We start from the raw sequence: 16,728 nt of genomic DNA, 5'->3' as shown, positions 1-16,728 counted from the left end.
ACCGGATGCCGCGACCTCGAGGTCACGGCATCCGGTACGTATTTCGCCGCGAAAGCGGCGGGAAACGGGCGATCAGGCTCCGCGCAGGCGCTCCGAGAGGTAGCCGTGCAGGGCGTCGAGGCCGATGCGCTCCTGACCCATGGTGTCGCGGTCGCGCACCGTCACGGCGTTGTCGTCGAGCGAGTCGAAGTCGACGGTGACGCAGTAGGGCGTGCCGATCTCGTCCTGGCGACGGTAGCGGCGGCCGATCGCGCCGGCGTCGTCGAAGTCGATGTTCCAGCCGGCCGCGCGCAGCGTGTCGGCGACCTCGCGGGCCAGCGGCGACAGGCGCTCGTTGCGCGAGAGCGGCAGCACGGCGACCTTGACGGGCGCGAGGCGCGGGTCGAGCTTGAGCACCGTGCGGGTGTCGGTGCCGCCCTTGGCGTTGGGCACCTCTTCTTCGCGGTACGCGTCGACGAGGAAGGCCATCATCGCGCGCGTCAGACCGAACGAGGGCTCGATGACGTAGGGCGTGTACTTCTCGCCCGAGGCCTGGTCGAAGAAGGTGAGCGACTGGCCCGACGCCTCGGAGTGGCTCTTCAGGTCGTAGTCGGTGCGGTTGGCGACACCCATGAGCTCGCCCCACTCCTTGCCCGGGAAGCCGAAGCGGTACTCGACGTCGATCGTGCCGGCGGAGTAGTGCGCGCGGTCGTCTTCGGGCACGTCGAAACGCTTCATGTTCTCGGGGTCGATGCCGAGCTCGATGAACCAGTTCCAGCACGCCTCGACCCAGTGCTCGAACCACTCGTTCGCCTCGGCCGGCGGGGTGAAGTACTCGATCTCCATCTGCTCGAACTCGCGCGTACGGAAGATGAAGTTTCCGGGGGTGATCTCGTTGCGGAAGGCCTTTCCGACCTGGCCGACGCCGAACGGGGGCTTGCGACGCGACGCCGTGAGCACGTTCGAGAAGTTCACGAAGATGCCCTGCGCGGTCTCGGGGCGCAGGAAGTACAGGCCCGATTCGTCGTCGACGACGCCGAGGTAGGTCTTCACCAGGCCCGAGAACGACTTGGGCTCGGTGTACTGGCCCTTGGTGCCGCAGTTGGGGCAAGGCACGTCGGCGAGGCCGTTCTCGGCCTTGCGTCCCTTGCGGGCCTCGAAGTCCTCGATGAGGGTGTCGGCGCGGAAGCGCTTGTGGCAGTGCAGGCACTCCACGAGCGGGTCGGTGAAGGTCGCGACGTGACCCGAGGCCTCCCACACCCGCTTGGGGAGGATGATGCTCGAGTCGAGGCCGACCATGTCGCCACGGCCGCGCACGAAGGTCTGCCACCACTGCCGGCGGATGTTCTCTTTGAGCTCGGTGCCGAGGGGGCCGTAGTCCCATGCGGAGCGCGAACCGCCGTAGATCTCACCGGCCTGGAAGACGAATCCGCGATGGCGGGCGAGGGCGATGACCTTATCGAGGCGGGACTGTTCGGCCACGGTGGCTCCAATGGTCGGAAAAGGTGTGGGGATCGAGCGCGAGAGCGCAGACACCAGTTTATCGAAGCGGCCCGTCCCCGCCTGGTCGCCCGCCGGGCGTCACCGCGTGATCCGCTCGCGGCGCACGGTGAACGCCTCCAGCGCGGCCTCGTCGATCTCGACACCGAGCCCCGCACCGGTCGGCACGCGCACGTGTCCGTCGTCGATCACCGCGGGCTCGGTCACGATGTCGCGGGTGTAGAAGCGGGCGGATGCCGAGATGTCGCCCGGCAGCGTGAATCCGGGCAGGGCCGCGAGGGCGGCGTTGGCCGCGCGGCCGATGCCGGTCTCGAGCATGCCGCCGCACCACACGGGGACGCCCGCGGCGAGCGCGCGGTCGTGGATCGCGACGGCCTCGAGGTACCCGCCGACGCGACCCGCCTTGATGTTGATGATCGCGGCGGAGCCGAGGGCCAGGGCATCGGCGGCGGCCTTGTCGCTCACGATCGACTCGTCGAGGCAGACGGGCGTCGACAGGCGCTTCGCGAGGGTCGCGTGATCGACCAGGTCGTCTTCCTGCAGGGGTTGCTCGATGAGCAGCAGGTCGAAGCGGTCCAGTTCGGCGAGGGTGTCGGCATCCGCCAGCGTGTAGGCGGAGTTGGCGTCGACCTGCAGCGGGATGCCGCCGAAGGCCGCGCGCACGGCGGCCGTGTCGTCGATGTCGCGACCGGGCTTGATCTTGATCTTGATGCGCACGTAGCCCTCGTCGAGGTAGCCGCCGACGGCGGTGACGAGCGCCTGGGGGTCGCTCTGGATACCGACCGAGACGCCCGAGGGCACCCTGTCCTTCTCGGCGCCGAGGTACGCGGCGAAGCTCCGCCCCTCGGCGCGCAGGGCCGCGTCGATCACCGCGAGCTCGAGACCGGCCTTGGCCATGCGGTGACCGACGACGTGGTGCAGCGCTCCGGCGACCTCCTCGGGCGCGACGGTCCGACGCGCGAGCAGCGCCGGAGCGAGGAAGCGGGTCAGCACGTCCCACGCGCCCTGCGTGTACTCGCTGGAGTACGACGGTTCGGACTGCGTCACCACTTCTCCCCAGCCGCGGCCGTCGGGCGTCTCTGCGGTCACGATGATCACCTCGCGCACCGTCTCGGTGCCGAACGAGGTGGTGAAGGGCGACACCAGGGGCATGTGCAGCACGCGCAGTTCGACGGCATCGAGGGTCACGGGCGCGGCGGGGCGGATCAGCGGCATGACGGCAGGCTAGCGGGCGGGATCCGCGACCGTAACGCCCGCGCGCAGGCCTGGCAAGGGACCGCGACCGTCGACGCAGCGCGCGTAGCGTCGCCCTCATGAGCGCCGACTTCACCCCCCGCCACGCGATCGTCACCGGCTCCGACTCCGGCATCGGCGCGGCCACCGCCCTCGCCCTCGCCTCCGCCGGCATCGACGTCGCCGTCACCTACCACTCCGACAAGGACGGCGCCGAAGAGACCGCCGCCGCCGTGCGCGAGCGCGGCGCGAAGGCGATCGTCGCGCAGTTCGACGCGACCGACTTCGACGCGGTCCCGGATGCCGTGAACGCCATGGCCGACGAGCTCGGCGGCCTCGACGTGTTCGTCAACAACGCCGGAGGCGGCATCGGCGGAACCTTCCTCGACCTCGACTTCGACACCTGGCGTACCGACATCTCGCTGAACCTCGACGGCGCGTTCCTTGCCCTGCACACCGCGGCCCGCCGCATGGTGACCGCGGGCACCGGCGGACGCCTCATCGTCGTCTCGAGCGTGCACGAGCACCAGCCGCGCGTCGGATCGGCCCCCTACGTCGCTGCCAAGCACGGCGTCGGCGGCCTCATCAAGACGATGGCCCTCGAGCTCGGCCAGTACGGCATCACCGCGAACGCGGTCGCACCCGGCGAGATCGCCACCCCCATCAACGACATGTCGGCCGAAGACGCCGAGCGCATCCACCGCCCCGGCATCCCGCTGGGTCGCCCCGGAAAGCCCGAGGAGGTCGCCGACGTGATCCGCTTCCTCGCATCGCGCGAGAGCGCCTACGTCACGGGGGCCAGCTGGGTCGTCGACGGCGGAATGCTGCACATGGGCCCGCAGGCGGGCTCGCACATGGAGTCGGACGCCTGGCGTTCGGCCGGCGAGAAGGAGTGACCACCGTGAGCGATGAGAAGAGCTTCGAAGAGAACCGTCACGACCAGCTGACGAGTGCCCCCAAGGCCACGGAGGCGGACGCCGCTCCCCGGTTCGACGTGAGCGAGCACGACGGCGTCACCCGCATCGACGTGCGCGACGACGCCGCGGTGCGCCCGGGGCCGGGCCAGGGCGACCCCGCGGCCGAGAAGGACACCCCGATCGCGGAGCAGTGACCCCCTCGGCTCGATAGCCTTCTCGCGAAGGTCGCGCGAGTCGAGGAGGAGTCGTGGACGCAGACGTCATCGTCGTCGGGGCAGGACTCGCGGGTCTCGTCGCGTGCGCCGAACTGGTGCGGGCCGGCAAGAAGGTCGTGCTCCTCGATCAGGAGAACGCCGCCAACCTCGGCGGGCAGGCGTTCTGGTCGTTCGGCGGAATCTTCCTCGTCGACACCCCCATGCAGCGTCGGCTCGGCGTCAACGATTCCTTCGACCTCGCGTGGCAGGACTGGCGGGGCTCGGCCGCGTGGGACCGCCTCGACGGCGATCATCCCGAAGACGAGTGGGCCGAGAAGTGGGGCCGCGCCTTCGTCGAGTTCGCCGCCGCCGAGGCCCGCCCGTGGCTGCAGGAGCAGGGTGTGAGGTTCACCCCCGTTGTGGGGTGGGCCGAGCGCGGCGCCGGATCCGCCGCCGGACACGGCAACTCGGTCCCCCGCTTCCACGTGCCCTGGGGCACGGGCACGGGCATCTCCGAACCGTTCGCCGACCGGGCGCGCGAGGCGGCGGACGTCCGCGGCCTGACGCTGCGCTTCCGGCACCGCGTCGACCGGCTGGAGTTCACCGACGGTCGCGTCACCGGCGTCTCGGGAGCCGTGCTCGCCCCCGACGAGGCCCCGCGGGGCGTGTCGTCGTCACGGGAAGAGGTCGGCTCCTTCTCGCTCGAGGCCCAGGCCGTGGTGATCGCCACGGGTGGGATCGGCGGCGACCACGACCGGGTGCGCCGCTGGTGGCCCGAGCGCCTGGGGATCCCGCCGAAGAAGATGGTCACCGGCGTCCCCGCGCACGTCGACGGGCGCATGCTCGACATCGCCGCCGAGCAGGGCGTGCGCCTGGTGAACCGCGACCGCATGTGGCACTACACGGAGGGGCTGCAGAACTGGGATCCCGTGTGGCCGGGGCACGGCATCCGGATCCTCCCCGGTCCGTCGTCGATGTGGCTCGACGCGCGCGGACGACGCCTGCCCGCGCCGGGGCTGCCGGGTTACGACACCCTCGGCACGCTGAAGATCCTGCGCACGACCCCCGACATCGCCGACTACGACTACTCGTGGTTCGTGCTTGACCAGACGATCGTGAAGAAGGAGTTCGCCCTGTCGGGCTCCGAGCAGAACCCCGACATCACGGGTAGCGACCTCGGCCTGCTGCTGCGCACGCGCCTCGGCCGCTCCGCCCCCGGGCCCGTGGAGGCTTTCAAGGAGCACGGCGCCGACTTCGTGGTCGCCGACGACCTCGTCGAACTCGTGCGCGGAATGAACGCGCTGAGCGGAGACGACCTGCTCGACGAAGACGGCATCCGGGCCCAGATCGTCGCGCGCGACAACGAGCTCGTGAACCCGTACTCGAAGGACGCCCAGACCATCGGCATCCGCAACAGCCGTCGCTTCCTCGGCGACCGCCTCTTCCGCACGGCCACCCCGCACGCACTGCTCGATCCGAAGCACGGACCGCTCATCGCGGTGCGCCTGTGGATCGTGACGCGCAAGACGCTCGGCGGCATCCAGACAGACTTGCAGGGCAGGGCGCTGGATGCCGAGGGCCGACCGATCGAGGGGCTCTACGCCGCGGGCGAGGCGGCGGGCTTCGGCGGCGGCGGCGCGCACGGCTACAACGCGCTCGAGGGAACCTTCCTCGGGCAGTGCATCTTCACCGGCCGCACCGTCGGACGGGCGCTGGCCGCCGCGCTCTGAGTCTCAGCGGGTGAAGAGGTAGCCGCGTCGGTCGAAGCCGCCGATCCGGAGTCCGGATGCCAGGTGCGCGCGCATCTCGTCGCGCACGCGCACGCGCCACTCGGCCCCGGCCGCGGGGTCGCTCGCACGCAGGGCCTCGATGTCGTCGGGCACGGCGACGACCGCGACGACCGCGGCACCGGCCGGCGTCGGCACGGGCGGCTCGGCCAGCGCCCACGACACCATGAGCCGGTCGGACTCGTCGCCGCGGTTGACCGCGTCGTCCATCTCGCCGTACTGGTTGACGAGGTAGTCGGTGACGCGCGCGCCGAGCACGGCGAGGTTGAAGTGGGCGTTGCGGCCGACCAGGGGGTCGAAGGTCCACGTGACGTGGCCCACCCCGCGCTTGAGCGCCCAGTCGCGCTGGTGGATCTTGAGCTGACGTCCGAGACCGCGACCCTGATACTCCGGCAGCACGCCGGTGATGTGCGAGTGCATCGATCGCGCGGAGGGCGGGCCGAAGAACGCCGCCGAGGCGCCGATCAGGCGCTCGCCGTCGTACAGACCGACGACGTAGTTTCCCGCGTGCTCGAGGGCGCGCAGGATGTTCGCCGGCATCGTGCCCTTCTCGCCCCAGACCTGGTCGAGAACCCCGGCGGCCTCGTGGATCGCGTCGACGGTGTCGAGGGTGCGGATGTCGATCTCGCTCATGCTCTCGAGTCTCGCACCGCGACGTCGCACCGCGCCGTCGGCGTGGCGTCAGCGCGGCGGCGTCAGCGCGGCAGCGTGCCCGCGACGTGGCGGATGGTGCGCCCGCGCTCGATGACGATCGCGATCCCGCCGATGAGCCACAGCGGCACCTGTGTGAGGAACGCGATGCGGAAGGCGTCGAGCGAATAGGTGTCGGGGCTGCCCGCACCCTGCACGTCCATCGCGATGCCGATGAACAGGATCGCCAGGAGCGCGGCGAGGAATCCGCCGCCGTTGACGATGCCCGTCGCGGTGCTCAGGCGGTGGCTCGGGGTGAACGTGCGCGCGTGGTCGAACGCGATCATCGACGCCGGTCCCCCGGTCGATAGCGCGAACATCAGCACGACCAGCAGCCACACCGGCGCGGGGCCCGGCCACACGATCACGACGATCCACACGACCGCTTGAAACACCACGGTCGGCAGCACGAGCCAGCGCGAACGGCGGGTCGGATGCCGACTCGACAACGCCCCGATCACGGGGCCGCTCAGGATGCTGAAGAGCACGAGCGAGGTCATCACGAGCGAGGCGGTGCCCGGGGACAGACCCTCGCCGGCGGTGAGGAAGGGGAAGCCCCACAGCAGCATGAACGCGGTGCCCGCGAAGGGCGTGGCGAAGTGCGACCAGAAGCCGAGGCGCGTGCCGGGGTGCGCCCACGACTCGCGGAAGCCGCGTCGCAGGTCGGGCGCCGACCGCACCACGCGCACGGCGCCGGTCTGCGTGTCGACGGAGGTGTCGACCGGATCGGATCGACGCTCGGGCGGACGGTTGCGGATCACGAGGAAGGTCAGGATCGCGAACAGCACGCCGAGCCCCGCGACGCTGCCGAAGGTGACGCTCCAGCTCGTGGCGTGCAGCAGGGCCGCGAGCGGGACGACCGCGACGATCTGGCCGAGCTGGCCGATGATGCCTGTCAACTGCACGAGCACCGGCGCGCGCTGGGCCGGGAACCACGTGGCGATCACGCGCAGCACGCTCGGGAAGATCGCGGCATCGCCGGCGCCGATCAGCACACGGGCCAGGATGCCGATGCCCACGGCATCCGCGAACGCCATGACGAGCTGGCCGAGCGCCATCAGCACCATGCCGATCGCGATCATGGGGCGCGCGCCGAACCGGTCGAGCAGGAGGCCCACGGGGATCTGCATCGCACCGTAGACGAAGAGCTGGATGACGGCAAACATCGACAGCGCCGAGGCATCCGCGCCGAAGCGCACGGCGGCATCCACTCCCACCGCCGACAGCGAGGTGCGGTTGATGATCGACACGACGTAGGCGAGCACGCCGACGCCCCACAGCGTCCAGGTGCGCCACCCCGGCCGGTCGAGGTGGAGGGCGCTTGTCACGTCTTCCAGGCTATCCCCGCTCGCGGACCCCGGCGGGGGGGGGTGGCGGTGCCGCGTCAGGACAGGACGGCCGACATCTCGCGGCGGACCCTTTCGAGATGATCCCTCAGGGGCGCGCCCGTGTCGTCGGCCGCCCACTGATCGAGGGCCGTCTGCAGCAGTTCGACCGCGACCCCCGCGAGCACTCGGGCCTGCAGGGGCTCGACACCGCGGGCGCGATAGCCCTCGACCAGGGCCGCCCGCAGGTCGGCCTGCTTCTGCAGATCGCGTTCGCGCAGAGCGGGCTCCGACTCGATGAGCTCGCGCGCGGCCACGATCTCGTGCCGACGCGGTTCGAAGCGATCGGCGGCGAGGGAGAGGAACCCCGCCCAGGCGATCGCGAACGGCGGCATGTCGGCGGGCGCGGAGGCGAGTATCTCGGCGGCGAGCCGGGGGATCTCGTCGTCGCCGAAGAACACCTCGCGCTTGTCGCCGAAGTGGCGGAAGAACGTCCTGCGCGTGACCCCGGCGCGTTCGACGATGTCGGGCACGGTCGTCGCGTCGAAGCCGCGCTCGGCGAAAAGTTCAATCGCCGCCGTGCGCAGGCGCTCTCGCGTGTCGGGTGCCCATCTGGCCATGCCGAGATCCTATGTGACGACACCGAGTGTCATCAGGTCTAGAGTGAAGACACTCCGTGTCATCACGTGGAAAGGCCCCCCATGACATCGCACGCCGCCGCCCTGCTCGCCGCACCCCGTGCCGCGCTGACCCTCGGCACGCTCGACACCCCCGCGCCCGCCGCTGACGAAGTGCTCGTGCGCGTGCGCGCAGTGGCGGTCAATCCCGTCGACTGGGTCGTCCAGGGCACCAGCCGCATCACCTACCGATGGCTGCCCACCCCCGCCGTGCTCGGCTCCGACGTCGCGGGCGAGGTGGTGGCGGTCGGCGCCGCCGTCACCCGCTTCCGTGTGGGTCAGCGCGTCTTCGGGCTCGCCACCGGTACCGACCGCGGCCGCGACCCCCTCCGCGAGGGAGCGTTCCAGGAGTACACGACCCTGCTCGAGCGCCTCACCGCTCCCATACCCGACAGCCTCTCCGACGAGGAAGCCGCCGTCTTCCCGCTGGGCCTGTCCACGGCGGCGTGCGCGCTATTCCAAACCCCGCACCTCGGACTCCGGATGCCGGGTGACCCGGCGCCCAGCACCGCTCGAGGCGTCGTCGTGATCTGGGGTGGATCCACGAGCGTGGGCATGAACGCCATCCAACTGGCCCGCGCCTCCGGCTACGACGTCGTGACCACGGCATCCGCCCGCAATGCGGCCACCGTGCGCGACCTCGGGGCCGACGCCGTCGTCGACCACCGCTCGCCCTCCGCCGTGGCGGAACTCGTCGCGGCTGTCGGTGGACGCCCCGTGGTCGGCGCGGTGGCCCTCGGGGCCGGTTCGACCGACGCGTGCATCGACGTCCTCGCCCGCACCGGCGGGGATCGGCTGGCCATGGCCAGCACGCCGATCGCGCTCGACTCGCTGGTCGGCCGCCGCCGCCTGTTCCCCGCGATGCTGCCGGTCTTCACGCGCATCGGGCTCGGCACGCTGCGCTCGACGCTGCGCGCCCGCCGTCGCGGCATCCGCGCGAACTTCGTCTGGGGCAGCAGCCTGCGCGACGACGAGATGGGACCCCGCCTGTGGGGCGAGGTCGTCCCGCGCCTGCTCGCCGAGGGCTCTCTGCGCCCCGCGCCCGCCCCGCTCGTCGTCGGCGACGGCCTCGACGCCGTGCAGGGCGCTCTCGACCGCCAGCGCGCGGGCGTCTCGGCGCAGAAGATCGTCGTGCGCCTCTGATTCCGGCCGGGGTCGGGCGTTGGCGGGGCGGCAGAAGTGGCCCCGGGGCGACAGACGTGGCCCCGGGGCCACGAACGACGCCCCGAAACGGCGCAACGCGTGGTCGGCGACGCCACCCGCGCACGGAATAATGGTCCGATGGTCTCCGCGAGCCCCCACCTGCAGCCCGATCACGCCTGTCTCATCGTGCACGGCAGTGACACCCCCGGCATCATCGCCGCGGTCTCGGCGCTGATCGCGCGCCAGGGCGGCAACATCGTCGCCTTCGACCAGTACTCCGACGACCCCCGGGGTGGCGCGTACTTCCAGCGCGTGGTGTTCCACCGCCCCGACCTCTCGGCCGCGTTTCCCGAGATCGAAGCCGACCTGGCGACCACCCTCGGCGACGGGTTCGAGCTCGAGTGGACCCTCACCGACCTCTCGACGCCCAAGCGCATGGCGATCCTGGCCTCGAAGCAGGACCACTGCCTGCTCGACCTGCTGTGGCGCCACCGTCGCGGCGACCTTCCCGTCAGCATCCCGATGGTCGTGTCGAACCACACCACGGCGGCTGAAGACGTGCGCTCGTTCGGCGTGCCCTTCTTCCACGTGCCGTCGACGCCGGGGCCCGACAAGTCGGCATCCGAGGCCCGCATCCTCGAGCTGCTGGTCGGCAACGTCGACTTCATCGTGCTGGCGCGCTACATGCAGATCCTCTCCTCCGACTTCCTCGAAAAGATCGGGGTGCCGGTGATCAACATCCACCACTCGTTCCTGCCGGCCTTCATCGGTGCCGAGCCCTACAAGAAGGCGAAGCAGCGCGGCGTGAAGCTCATCGGGGCGACCTCGCACTACGTCACGAGCGACCTCGACGAGGGTCCGATCATCGAGCAGGACACCGTGCGCGTGACCCACGCCGACTCCTCGGCCGAACTCGCCCGCCGCGGTGCCGACGTCGAGCGCCAGGTGCTCTCGCGCGCCGTGCTCTGGCACGCCGAGGATCGCGTGATCCGCCACGGCAACCACACGATCGTCTTCTAGATCCCGGATGCCGGGACCCCGGCCGATCCGCCCGGCTCGACGCCCGCGGAAACGACCCCGGCAGCACCGGATCACCGCGAGACTGCATCTCGCTGACATCTGCGTTGCAGGCTGCAACGGTTTCGTCAGCGAGATGCCGTCTCGGCGCCGGAGCGGGCCGCAGGGCGACCCCTCACGCGCGCGTGATCACTCCGGATCGCTCGCGCGACTGAGCGGACCCGTGCCGCCGCGCGGCGGCTGCTTGCGCTGATCCGACAGCTCGCCGCCCTGGCGGCCGCCGTAGGGGCGTCCGTGGTCGGCGAACTCCGCGCGGAAGTACGCCAGGCGCCAGTCGCCCAGCTCGATGCGCGCGCCGGTGCGCAGGATGCGACCTCCGCGGTCGCGGCCGGGGCCCTGCTCGCGCGCTCCCCCGCCGCCGACCTCGTCGAAGCCGTACAGGACGTACTCGTCGTCGCCCTCGTGCCGGATCTCGGCGTGCAGGGGCGCGAGCCCCGGCAGCTGCAGATCGACGTCACTGCCTGAACCGATGGTCGTCTTCGTCGGCAACAGGTCGAACTCGCGCGGACGCGAGCCGTCCCAGGTCGAATCGCCCACCGCGAAGATGAGGCGCGGTCGACCCGAGCCGGGCGTGTAATGCGTCGTGGTGATGCGTCGGCGCACCGTGCGGTTGATCGTGGGCACGAGCGGCAGCGGGGTCTCGGGCGGGATCGGGAAGGTCAGCGCCTGGCCCTTGTTGCGCCGGGTCATCAGCGGCGCCACTGCCGAGACCGACCCGAGTCGGATGTGCTTCGACCCCGTGATGGCCCGCTGCAACGGATTGCTCTTGACCTCGCCGAGCTGCAGGATCGGGCCGTCGGGCCCCTCCAGCTGCACGGAGATGCCGCGGGATGCCAGCGCGTCGGCCACCGTCGACAGCTCGGTGAGCGTACGTCGGCCGTTGCCGGGCAGGCGCGAGGGATCGCTCACGACGATGCGGATTTCGCTCCCCGCGGCCGTGATCGTCCCCTCGAACGGCGGGATGTCGGCATCCGCCCGCTGCTCGGACTCGGAGAAGGCGAGGTCGATGTCGAGGCGCACCATGACGGCGCCGCCTCTCAGTTGCCGCGGTACGGGTCGGACCCGGCCGCGGTGTCGTCGCTCGTGGTGACGCGCAGCGTGCCGTTGAGCTTCCACGTGGCGCGGGGGGCGTCGGGACCGATGTCGCGCGGCACCTCGACGGTCATGTCGACGAACGAGTAGTTGACCGCGGCGCCGCGGCCGGTGAGGTACGACCACATCTCGCGACCGAGGTCGGTCCAGTCGGTGATCGAGTGGCCCTGAGGGCCGCTGTTGTCGGCGAACGGGTCGCTGGTGGGAGTGGTATCGGACATGGCTTCGGTCCCTTTCTCGGTCAGAGGACCACCAGGGTCCCAGCGGCAGGGGGCCGGAAAGGAGGCATTGCGTTCCCGGGCCAGAAGGGGGAACATTTCGCCGACCCCCAAAGACTCGTTTGACGGTCGCCGCCGGTTCGGGCCACGATGACCGGATGTCGCGAATCGACGAGCTGCGCGCCACGGCGCACCCCCTGCGGCTCCGCCTGCTCTCCCTGCTCACGGGTGCCGCCCTCAGCGCCGCCGAGGCGGGACGCGAACTCGGCGTCTCGCAGGCGTCCGCGAGCTACCACCTGCGCGTGCTCGAGCGGGCGGGACTGGTCCGCGTCGTCGAGGTCGTGCGACTGCGGGGCGGGGAGGCGAAGCGCTACCGTCACGAATCGTCGTCGCGGCGGTACGACCCCGACGCCGCCCTCGGCGAACGCGTGCCCACGAGCGAGGAGGAGTACGTCGAGGCTCTGATCGACGAACTCCGTCGGCGCGCACGCGCGCGCATCGACGGCCCGGCGATCTCGACCGACGCCGAGCTGTGGGTCGACCCCGCGGTGTGGCGTCGCATCGTGCAGCACGTCGGCGAGGCGTCCGCGCTGTTGCACGCCGCGGCGCGCCCACCGCGCACGCCGGGCACGCAGCCCGTCTCGATGACGGCCGCCCTCTTCCCCGTGAAGCGGGCGCGATGAGGGGTCCGCTGTCGTTCGCTCCGTTCCGCTGGTTGCTGGCCGCCCGCACGACCGCCATCGTCGGCAATGCGGTCGCCCCCATCGCCCTGGCGTTCGCGGTGCTCGATCTCACCGGCTCGGCCGCCGACCTCGGACTCGTGGTGGCCGCCCGCTCGGTCGCGAACGTCGCGATGCTCCTGTTCGGCGGGGTGATCGCCGACCGACTGCCGCGCGGCGCCGTGCTCGTCGGCTCGTCGCTGGCGGCCGCGGCGACCCAGGGGACGATCGCCGCCCTCGTGCTCACCGGCACCGCCGGCATCCCGATCCTCGTGCTGCTCGGGGTCGTGAACGGCGCCGTCTCGGCCGTGAGCCTGCCCGCAGCGGCGGCGCTCGTGCCCGACACCGTGCCCGCGACCGCGCTGCGCCCCGCCAACGCGCTGCTGCGCCTGGGGCTGAACGGCGGCAGCATCGTGGGTGCCTCGGTCGGCGCCGTCGTCGTCGCTGCGGTCGGGCCCGGGTGGGGCCTCGCGATCGATGCCGCCGCCTTCGCGGTCGCGGCGCTCCTGTTCGCGCGCCTTCGTCTTCCGGAGCGGGCGGATGCCGCTTCCTCCGGCGAGACCGCCTCGGTGTGGAGCGATCTGCGCGTCGGGTGGCGGGAGTTCGCGAGCCGCCGTTGGATCTGGATCGTCGTGCTGCAGTTCGCCGTGCTGAACGCCGCCTTCGTCGGTGCGACGACCGTGCTCGGTCCCCTCGTCGCCGACGAGACCTTCGGTCGGGCCGGGTGGGGTCTCGTCATCGCGGCGCAGACCGCTGGCCTCGCGCTCGGCGCGCTGGTCGCCCTGCGGTGGCGGCCGCGGCGTGCCCTCGGCATCGGCGTCGCCGGCATGGCATCCGTCGGTCTTCCGGTGACCATGCTGGCGCTGCAGCCGACGCTCGCGGTGCTCGTCGTGGCGTTCGCGGTGGGCGGGCTCGCGATCGAGCTGTTCGCGATCGCGTGGGATCAGTCGCTGCAGACGCACGTTCCCCGCGAGACGTTGTCGCGGGTGTACTCGTACGACATGGTCGGCTCGTTCGTCGCGGTGCCGCTCGGCGAGGTGCTCGTGGGGCCGCTCGCGCACGCCGTCGGAACACCTCCCGTGCTGCTCGGATGCGCGGCGGTCATCGTGCTGGCCTCGATCGCCGCGTCGTGCTCGCGCAGCGTGTGGCGCGTGCGCACCACGTGAGCGTCAGTACACGTACTCCATGAGCTCGACGCCCAGCACGCGGAAGGCGTCGTGCGCGCGCAGGCGATGCGCGATCGAGAGGTCGTCGAAGTTGACGATCAGGGCGTAGGCCACCCCGGCTCGCGGCCCGCCGAGCACCCCCGCCTCGGCGCGCACGCCGGGCGCTCGGCCGGTCTTGTTGACGAACAGCAGCCCGTGCCGGTCGTTCTCGTGCGCGAACGGATCGAGCCCGGTGGCGGATGCCACGAGCGAGAGGTCGTGGTTCAGGCTCAGCCACTCGGCGACCTGGGCGCTCACCCCCGGCGAGACGATCGTCGAGTTCACGAGCCCCGCGAAGACCTGGGCCATCTCGCGCGCCGTCGACAGCGCGAGGTGCGGGGCGTCGTCGGGTCCGCGGTCGTCGCGGAAACGGTCGAGCAGGGCCGTGCGGCGCAGCCCCAGCTGCTCGACACGGGCCCGCACCGACTGCAGGCCGACGCGGTGCAGCAGCGCGTTGACGGCGAGGGCATCGCCCGACGAGGCGGCGAGCATCGCCACGTCGGTCAGCGGCAGGGCGGGCGCCTTGAGGTGCTGCCACAGGCCGCCGTGCGCGGCCGGCTGCACCGCGGCGCGGTCGATGATCTCGAGGGCGTCGAGGCGCCCCGACTCGAAGGCCGCCGCCGTCTCGATGAGCAGCGGAACGACCCCGAGGCCCCCGACGGGGAGGGTGAGGAAGTCGTCGCCCGCGAGCACCTGCGCTCCGCCGTCGAGGTCGTCGATGCGCACCGACACCCGGGCTCCCGAGGAGGCCAGCTCGTCGAGCGAGCGCAGGGTCGCCGTGAACGACCGGCGCCCCGCGGCCGCGCGCCGCGGCAGACGCTTCGGACCCTTGCGCCCGGCCCCGCGGAGGGCCGGGGCGTCGCGTCGCGACGACTCCACCGGCCCCCCGACGGGATCGGGCAGGGCGGGCTCGGGAACCGGGGGCATGCCCACGAGGGTGGCTCCTTCCGCGTCAGGAGAGCAACAAACGCGACCTCACCAGATGGTGACGCGCTGGTCGGCGTCGAGCCACAGGGCATCGCCCTCGGTGACGTCGAACGCCTCGTAGAACGCGTCGATGTTACGCACGATCTGGTTGCAGCGGAACTCGTTCGGCGAGTGCGGGTCGATCGTCAGCAGACGGATCGTCTCGGCGTCGCGGCCCTTCTGCTGCCAGATCTGCGCCCAGCTCAGCAGCAGTCGCTGGATGCCGGTGTAGCCGTCGACGACCGGACCGTCGGGCTCGGTCTCGCCCGACTCCTGCAGGAAGAGTCGGTACGCCGCGATCGCGATACCCAGCCCGCCCAGGTCGCCGATGTTCTCGCCGATGGTCAGGGCGCCGTTGACGTGGTGCTCTTCCGAGAGACCCTGGGGAACGAGCGCCTCGTACTGGGCGATCAGCGCCTTGGTGCGCTCCTCGAACGCCGAGCGGTCGGCATCCGTCCACCAGTCGCGCAGCGACCCGTCGGCGTCGAAGCGACTGCCCTGGTCGTCGAACCCGTGACCGATCTCGTGCCCGATGACCGCGCCGATGCCCCCGAAGTTGGCGGCGGCGTCGCGGTCGGCGTCGAAGAATGGGTACTGCAGGATCGCCGCAGGGAACACGATCTCGTTCATGAGCGGGTTGTAGTACGCGTTGACCGTCTGCGGGGTCATGTACCACTCGTCGCGGTCGATCGGCTGGCCGACCTTGGCGAGCTGGCGGTCGTGCTCCCACACGTGCGCGCGGCGCACGTTGCCGACGAGGTCGTCGGAGGTGATCTCGAGGTCGGAGTAGTCCTTCCAGCGAACGGGGTAGCCGATCTTCGGCACGAAGGTGTCGAGCTTGGCGAGGGCGCGCTGACGCGTCTCATCGGTCATCCAGGTCAGCTCGCCGATCGAACGGCGGTACGCCTCGATCAGGTTCGCCACCAGGAGATCCATGGCGTCCTTCGCGTCGGGACGGAAGTGGCGCTCGACGTAGACCTTGCCGATCGCCTCGCCCAGCGCCGCCTCGGCGAGGCTCACGCCGCGCTTCCAGCGCTCGCGGTTGACCGGCACGCCGGTGAGCTGCGTGCCGTAGAAGGCGAAGTTCTCGGCGACGAACGCCTCGGAGAGGAACGCCGCTCCCGCGTGCACGATTTTGAAGCGCAGCCACGCCTTCCAGGCGTCGAGACGCTCCTCGACGAGAAGGCCGCCGAGCGACTCGATGAAGCTCGGCTGGTAGACGACGACCTCGGCGAGCGCGTCCTCGTGCCCGGGCGCGACCCCCGTGCGCCACGGCTCGAGGTCGACGCCCGCGAGCGCGACCGTGTCGTCCCACGACTTCAGGTTGTACGTCTTGATCGAGTCGCGGCTGTCTTCGCGCGACCAGTGGTGCGCCGCGAGGTCGGTCTCGAGGGCGAAGACGAGATCGGCGGATGCCGCGGCCTCGGCGACACCGGCGAGCTCGAGGATGCGCTCGATGTGCCCGCGGTACGCGGTGCGGGTGTCGGCGAAGTTGTCGAGGCGGTAGTAGCTCTCGTCGGGCAGCGAGATGCCGCCCTGGTAGACGACGGGCACGTAACGCGTCGGGTCACCCGGATCGGGCTCAACGAACAGCGTCACCAGGCCGCTGATGCCGTCGCGCTCGAGCTCGCCGATGAGCCGGAGGAGCGAGGGGATGTCGGTCACGCCGTCGACGCGGTCGAGCTGCGGCTGCAGGGGCGCTGCGCCGTCGGCCTCGATGCGCTCGGTGTCCATGAAGCTCGCGAACAGGTCGCCGATCTTGCGGGCTTCGCTGCCCGCCTCGGCATCCTGCGACTCCTCGACGATGGTGCGCACGTCGGCCTCGGCCTGCTCGGCGATGAGGTGGAACGAGCCCCAGCGGGCCTTGTCGTCGGGGATCTCGGTTCGCTCCAGCCAGCGGCCGTTCACGTGGCGGAACAGGTCGTCCTGCGGGCGGATCTCGTCGCTGAGCTCGTCGAGCGCGAGACCGGAACGGGGGGTGTCGGTCATGCACACAGGATAAGTGC

General features: G+C 71.3%; 16 protein-coding genes. 7 read left to right on the top strand and 9 right to left on the bottom strand.

All coding sequences use genetic code 11. The features are described from left to right. Positions 1-72: 72 nt before the first annotated feature. Together ABXS86_RS11690 and menC are read right to left on the bottom strand one after the other, a co-directional pair. Positions 73-1,461, bottom strand: coding sequence for a glycine--tRNA ligase (locus ABXS86_RS11690; protein ID WP_144831573.1), 1,389 nt, complete (start codon positions 1,459-1,461; stop codon positions 73-75). Positions 1,462-1,560: 99 nt separating this feature from the next. Beyond that, complete coding sequence (menC, locus tag ABXS86_RS11685) at positions 1,561-2,694, bottom strand: o-succinylbenzoate synthase (RefSeq protein ID WP_353664559.1); 1,134 nt, start codon at positions 2,692-2,694, stop codon at positions 1,561-1,563. A gap of 98 nt (positions 2,695-2,792) precedes the next feature. Here menC and ABXS86_RS11680 point away from each other — a divergent pair, with 98 nt between their 5' ends. Genes ABXS86_RS11680 through ABXS86_RS11670 form a run of 3 tightly spaced genes read left to right on the top strand, consistent with a single transcriptional unit; the run spans position 2,793 to position 5,553 of the window. Then, entirely contained in the window at positions 2,793-3,608 is an 816-nt protein-coding gene (locus ABXS86_RS11680; RefSeq protein WP_353664558.1) for an SDR family oxidoreductase, read from the top strand. 5 nt (positions 3,609-3,613) lie between these two features. Then, positions 3,614-3,823, top strand: coding sequence for a multidrug transporter (locus ABXS86_RS11675; protein ID WP_353664557.1), 210 nt, complete (start codon positions 3,614-3,616; stop codon positions 3,821-3,823). 53 nt (positions 3,824-3,876) lie between these two features. Further along, positions 3,877-5,553, top strand: a complete 1,677-nt coding sequence (locus ABXS86_RS11670) for an FAD-binding dehydrogenase (RefSeq protein ID WP_353664556.1) — start codon at positions 3,877-3,879, stop codon at positions 5,551-5,553. Positions 5,554-5,556: 3 nt separating this feature from the next. Here ABXS86_RS11670 and ABXS86_RS11665 read toward each other — a convergent pair whose 3' ends face one another. From ABXS86_RS11665 to ABXS86_RS11655, 3 genes are all read right to left on the bottom strand, one after another. Continuing rightward, on the bottom strand, positions 5,557-6,243 hold the full coding sequence (locus ABXS86_RS11665; RefSeq protein ID WP_353664555.1) for a GNAT family N-acetyltransferase: 687 nt from the start codon (positions 6,241-6,243) through the stop codon (positions 5,557-5,559). A 62-nt stretch (positions 6,244-6,305) separates the two neighbouring features. Then, positions 6,306-7,628, bottom strand: coding sequence for an MFS transporter (locus ABXS86_RS11660; protein ID WP_353664554.1), 1,323 nt, complete (start codon positions 7,626-7,628; stop codon positions 6,306-6,308). A gap of 56 nt (positions 7,629-7,684) precedes the next feature. Then, a complete protein-coding gene (locus ABXS86_RS11655; RefSeq protein ID WP_353664553.1) occupies positions 7,685-8,245 on the bottom strand; it encodes a TetR family transcriptional regulator in 561 nt (186 codons plus the stop codon). 81 nt (positions 8,246-8,326) lie between these two features. On the opposite strand from ABXS86_RS11655, the gene ABXS86_RS11650 reads away from it, so the two are divergent. Both ABXS86_RS11650 and purU read left to right on the top strand, forming a co-directional pair. Further along, on the top strand, positions 8,327-9,445 hold the full coding sequence (locus ABXS86_RS11650; RefSeq protein ID WP_353664552.1) for a zinc-binding alcohol dehydrogenase family protein: 1,119 nt from the start codon (positions 8,327-8,329) through the stop codon (positions 9,443-9,445). Between the two features lie 138 nt (positions 9,446-9,583). Further along, positions 9,584-10,465: a formyltetrahydrofolate deformylase gene (purU, locus tag ABXS86_RS11645; RefSeq protein WP_307207083.1), complete on the top strand. Its 882-nt coding sequence runs from the start codon at positions 9,584-9,586 to the stop codon at positions 10,463-10,465. 186 nt (positions 10,466-10,651) lie between these two features. On the opposite strand, the gene ABXS86_RS11640 is transcribed toward purU, so the two are convergent. Both ABXS86_RS11640 and ABXS86_RS11635 read right to left on the bottom strand, forming a co-directional pair. Next, positions 10,652-11,545, bottom strand: coding sequence for an FHA domain-containing protein (locus ABXS86_RS11640; RefSeq protein ID WP_353664551.1), 894 nt, complete (start codon positions 11,543-11,545; stop codon positions 10,652-10,654). A gap of 14 nt (positions 11,546-11,559) precedes the next feature. Then, positions 11,560-11,835, bottom strand: a complete 276-nt coding sequence (locus tag ABXS86_RS11635; protein ID WP_144831543.1) for a hypothetical protein — start codon at positions 11,833-11,835, stop codon at positions 11,560-11,562. A gap of 155 nt (positions 11,836-11,990) precedes the next feature. On the opposite strand from ABXS86_RS11635, the gene ABXS86_RS11630 reads away from it, so the two are divergent. Continuing rightward, positions 11,991-12,515 carry a helix-turn-helix domain-containing protein gene (locus tag ABXS86_RS11630; RefSeq protein WP_307207087.1) on the top strand — a complete coding sequence of 175 codons (525 nt, stop codon included), beginning with the start codon at positions 11,991-11,993 and terminating at the stop codon, positions 12,513-12,515. Beyond that, on the top strand, positions 12,512-13,717 hold the full coding sequence (locus ABXS86_RS11625; protein ID WP_307207090.1) for an MFS transporter: 1,206 nt from the start codon (positions 12,512-12,514) through the stop codon (positions 13,715-13,717). Before ABXS86_RS11630 ends, ABXS86_RS11625 begins: the two co-directional genes overlap by 4 nt. Before the next feature lie 3 nt (positions 13,718-13,720). On the opposite strand, the gene ABXS86_RS11620 is transcribed toward ABXS86_RS11625, so the two are convergent. Together ABXS86_RS11620 and ABXS86_RS11615 are read right to left on the bottom strand one after the other, a co-directional pair. Beyond that, positions 13,721-14,683 carry a serine hydrolase gene (locus ABXS86_RS11620; protein ID WP_307207092.1) on the bottom strand — a complete coding sequence of 321 codons (963 nt, stop codon included), beginning with the start codon at positions 14,681-14,683 and terminating at the stop codon, positions 13,721-13,723. 48 nt (positions 14,684-14,731) lie between these two features. Further along, complete coding sequence (locus ABXS86_RS11615) at positions 14,732-16,711, bottom strand: M13 family metallopeptidase (RefSeq protein ID WP_307207094.1); 1,980 nt, start codon at positions 16,709-16,711, stop codon at positions 14,732-14,734. Positions 16,712-16,728: the final 17 nt, after the last annotated feature.

It is taken from the genome of Microbacterium sp. che218 (assembly GCF_040436305.1).
In the GTDB taxonomy this organism is placed as follows: domain Bacteria; phylum Actinomycetota; class Actinomycetes; order Actinomycetales; family Microbacteriaceae; genus Microbacterium; species Microbacterium algihabitans.
Note: the sequence above shows the minus strand (reverse complement) of the source record. Positions and strands in the feature narration are given on the sequence as shown.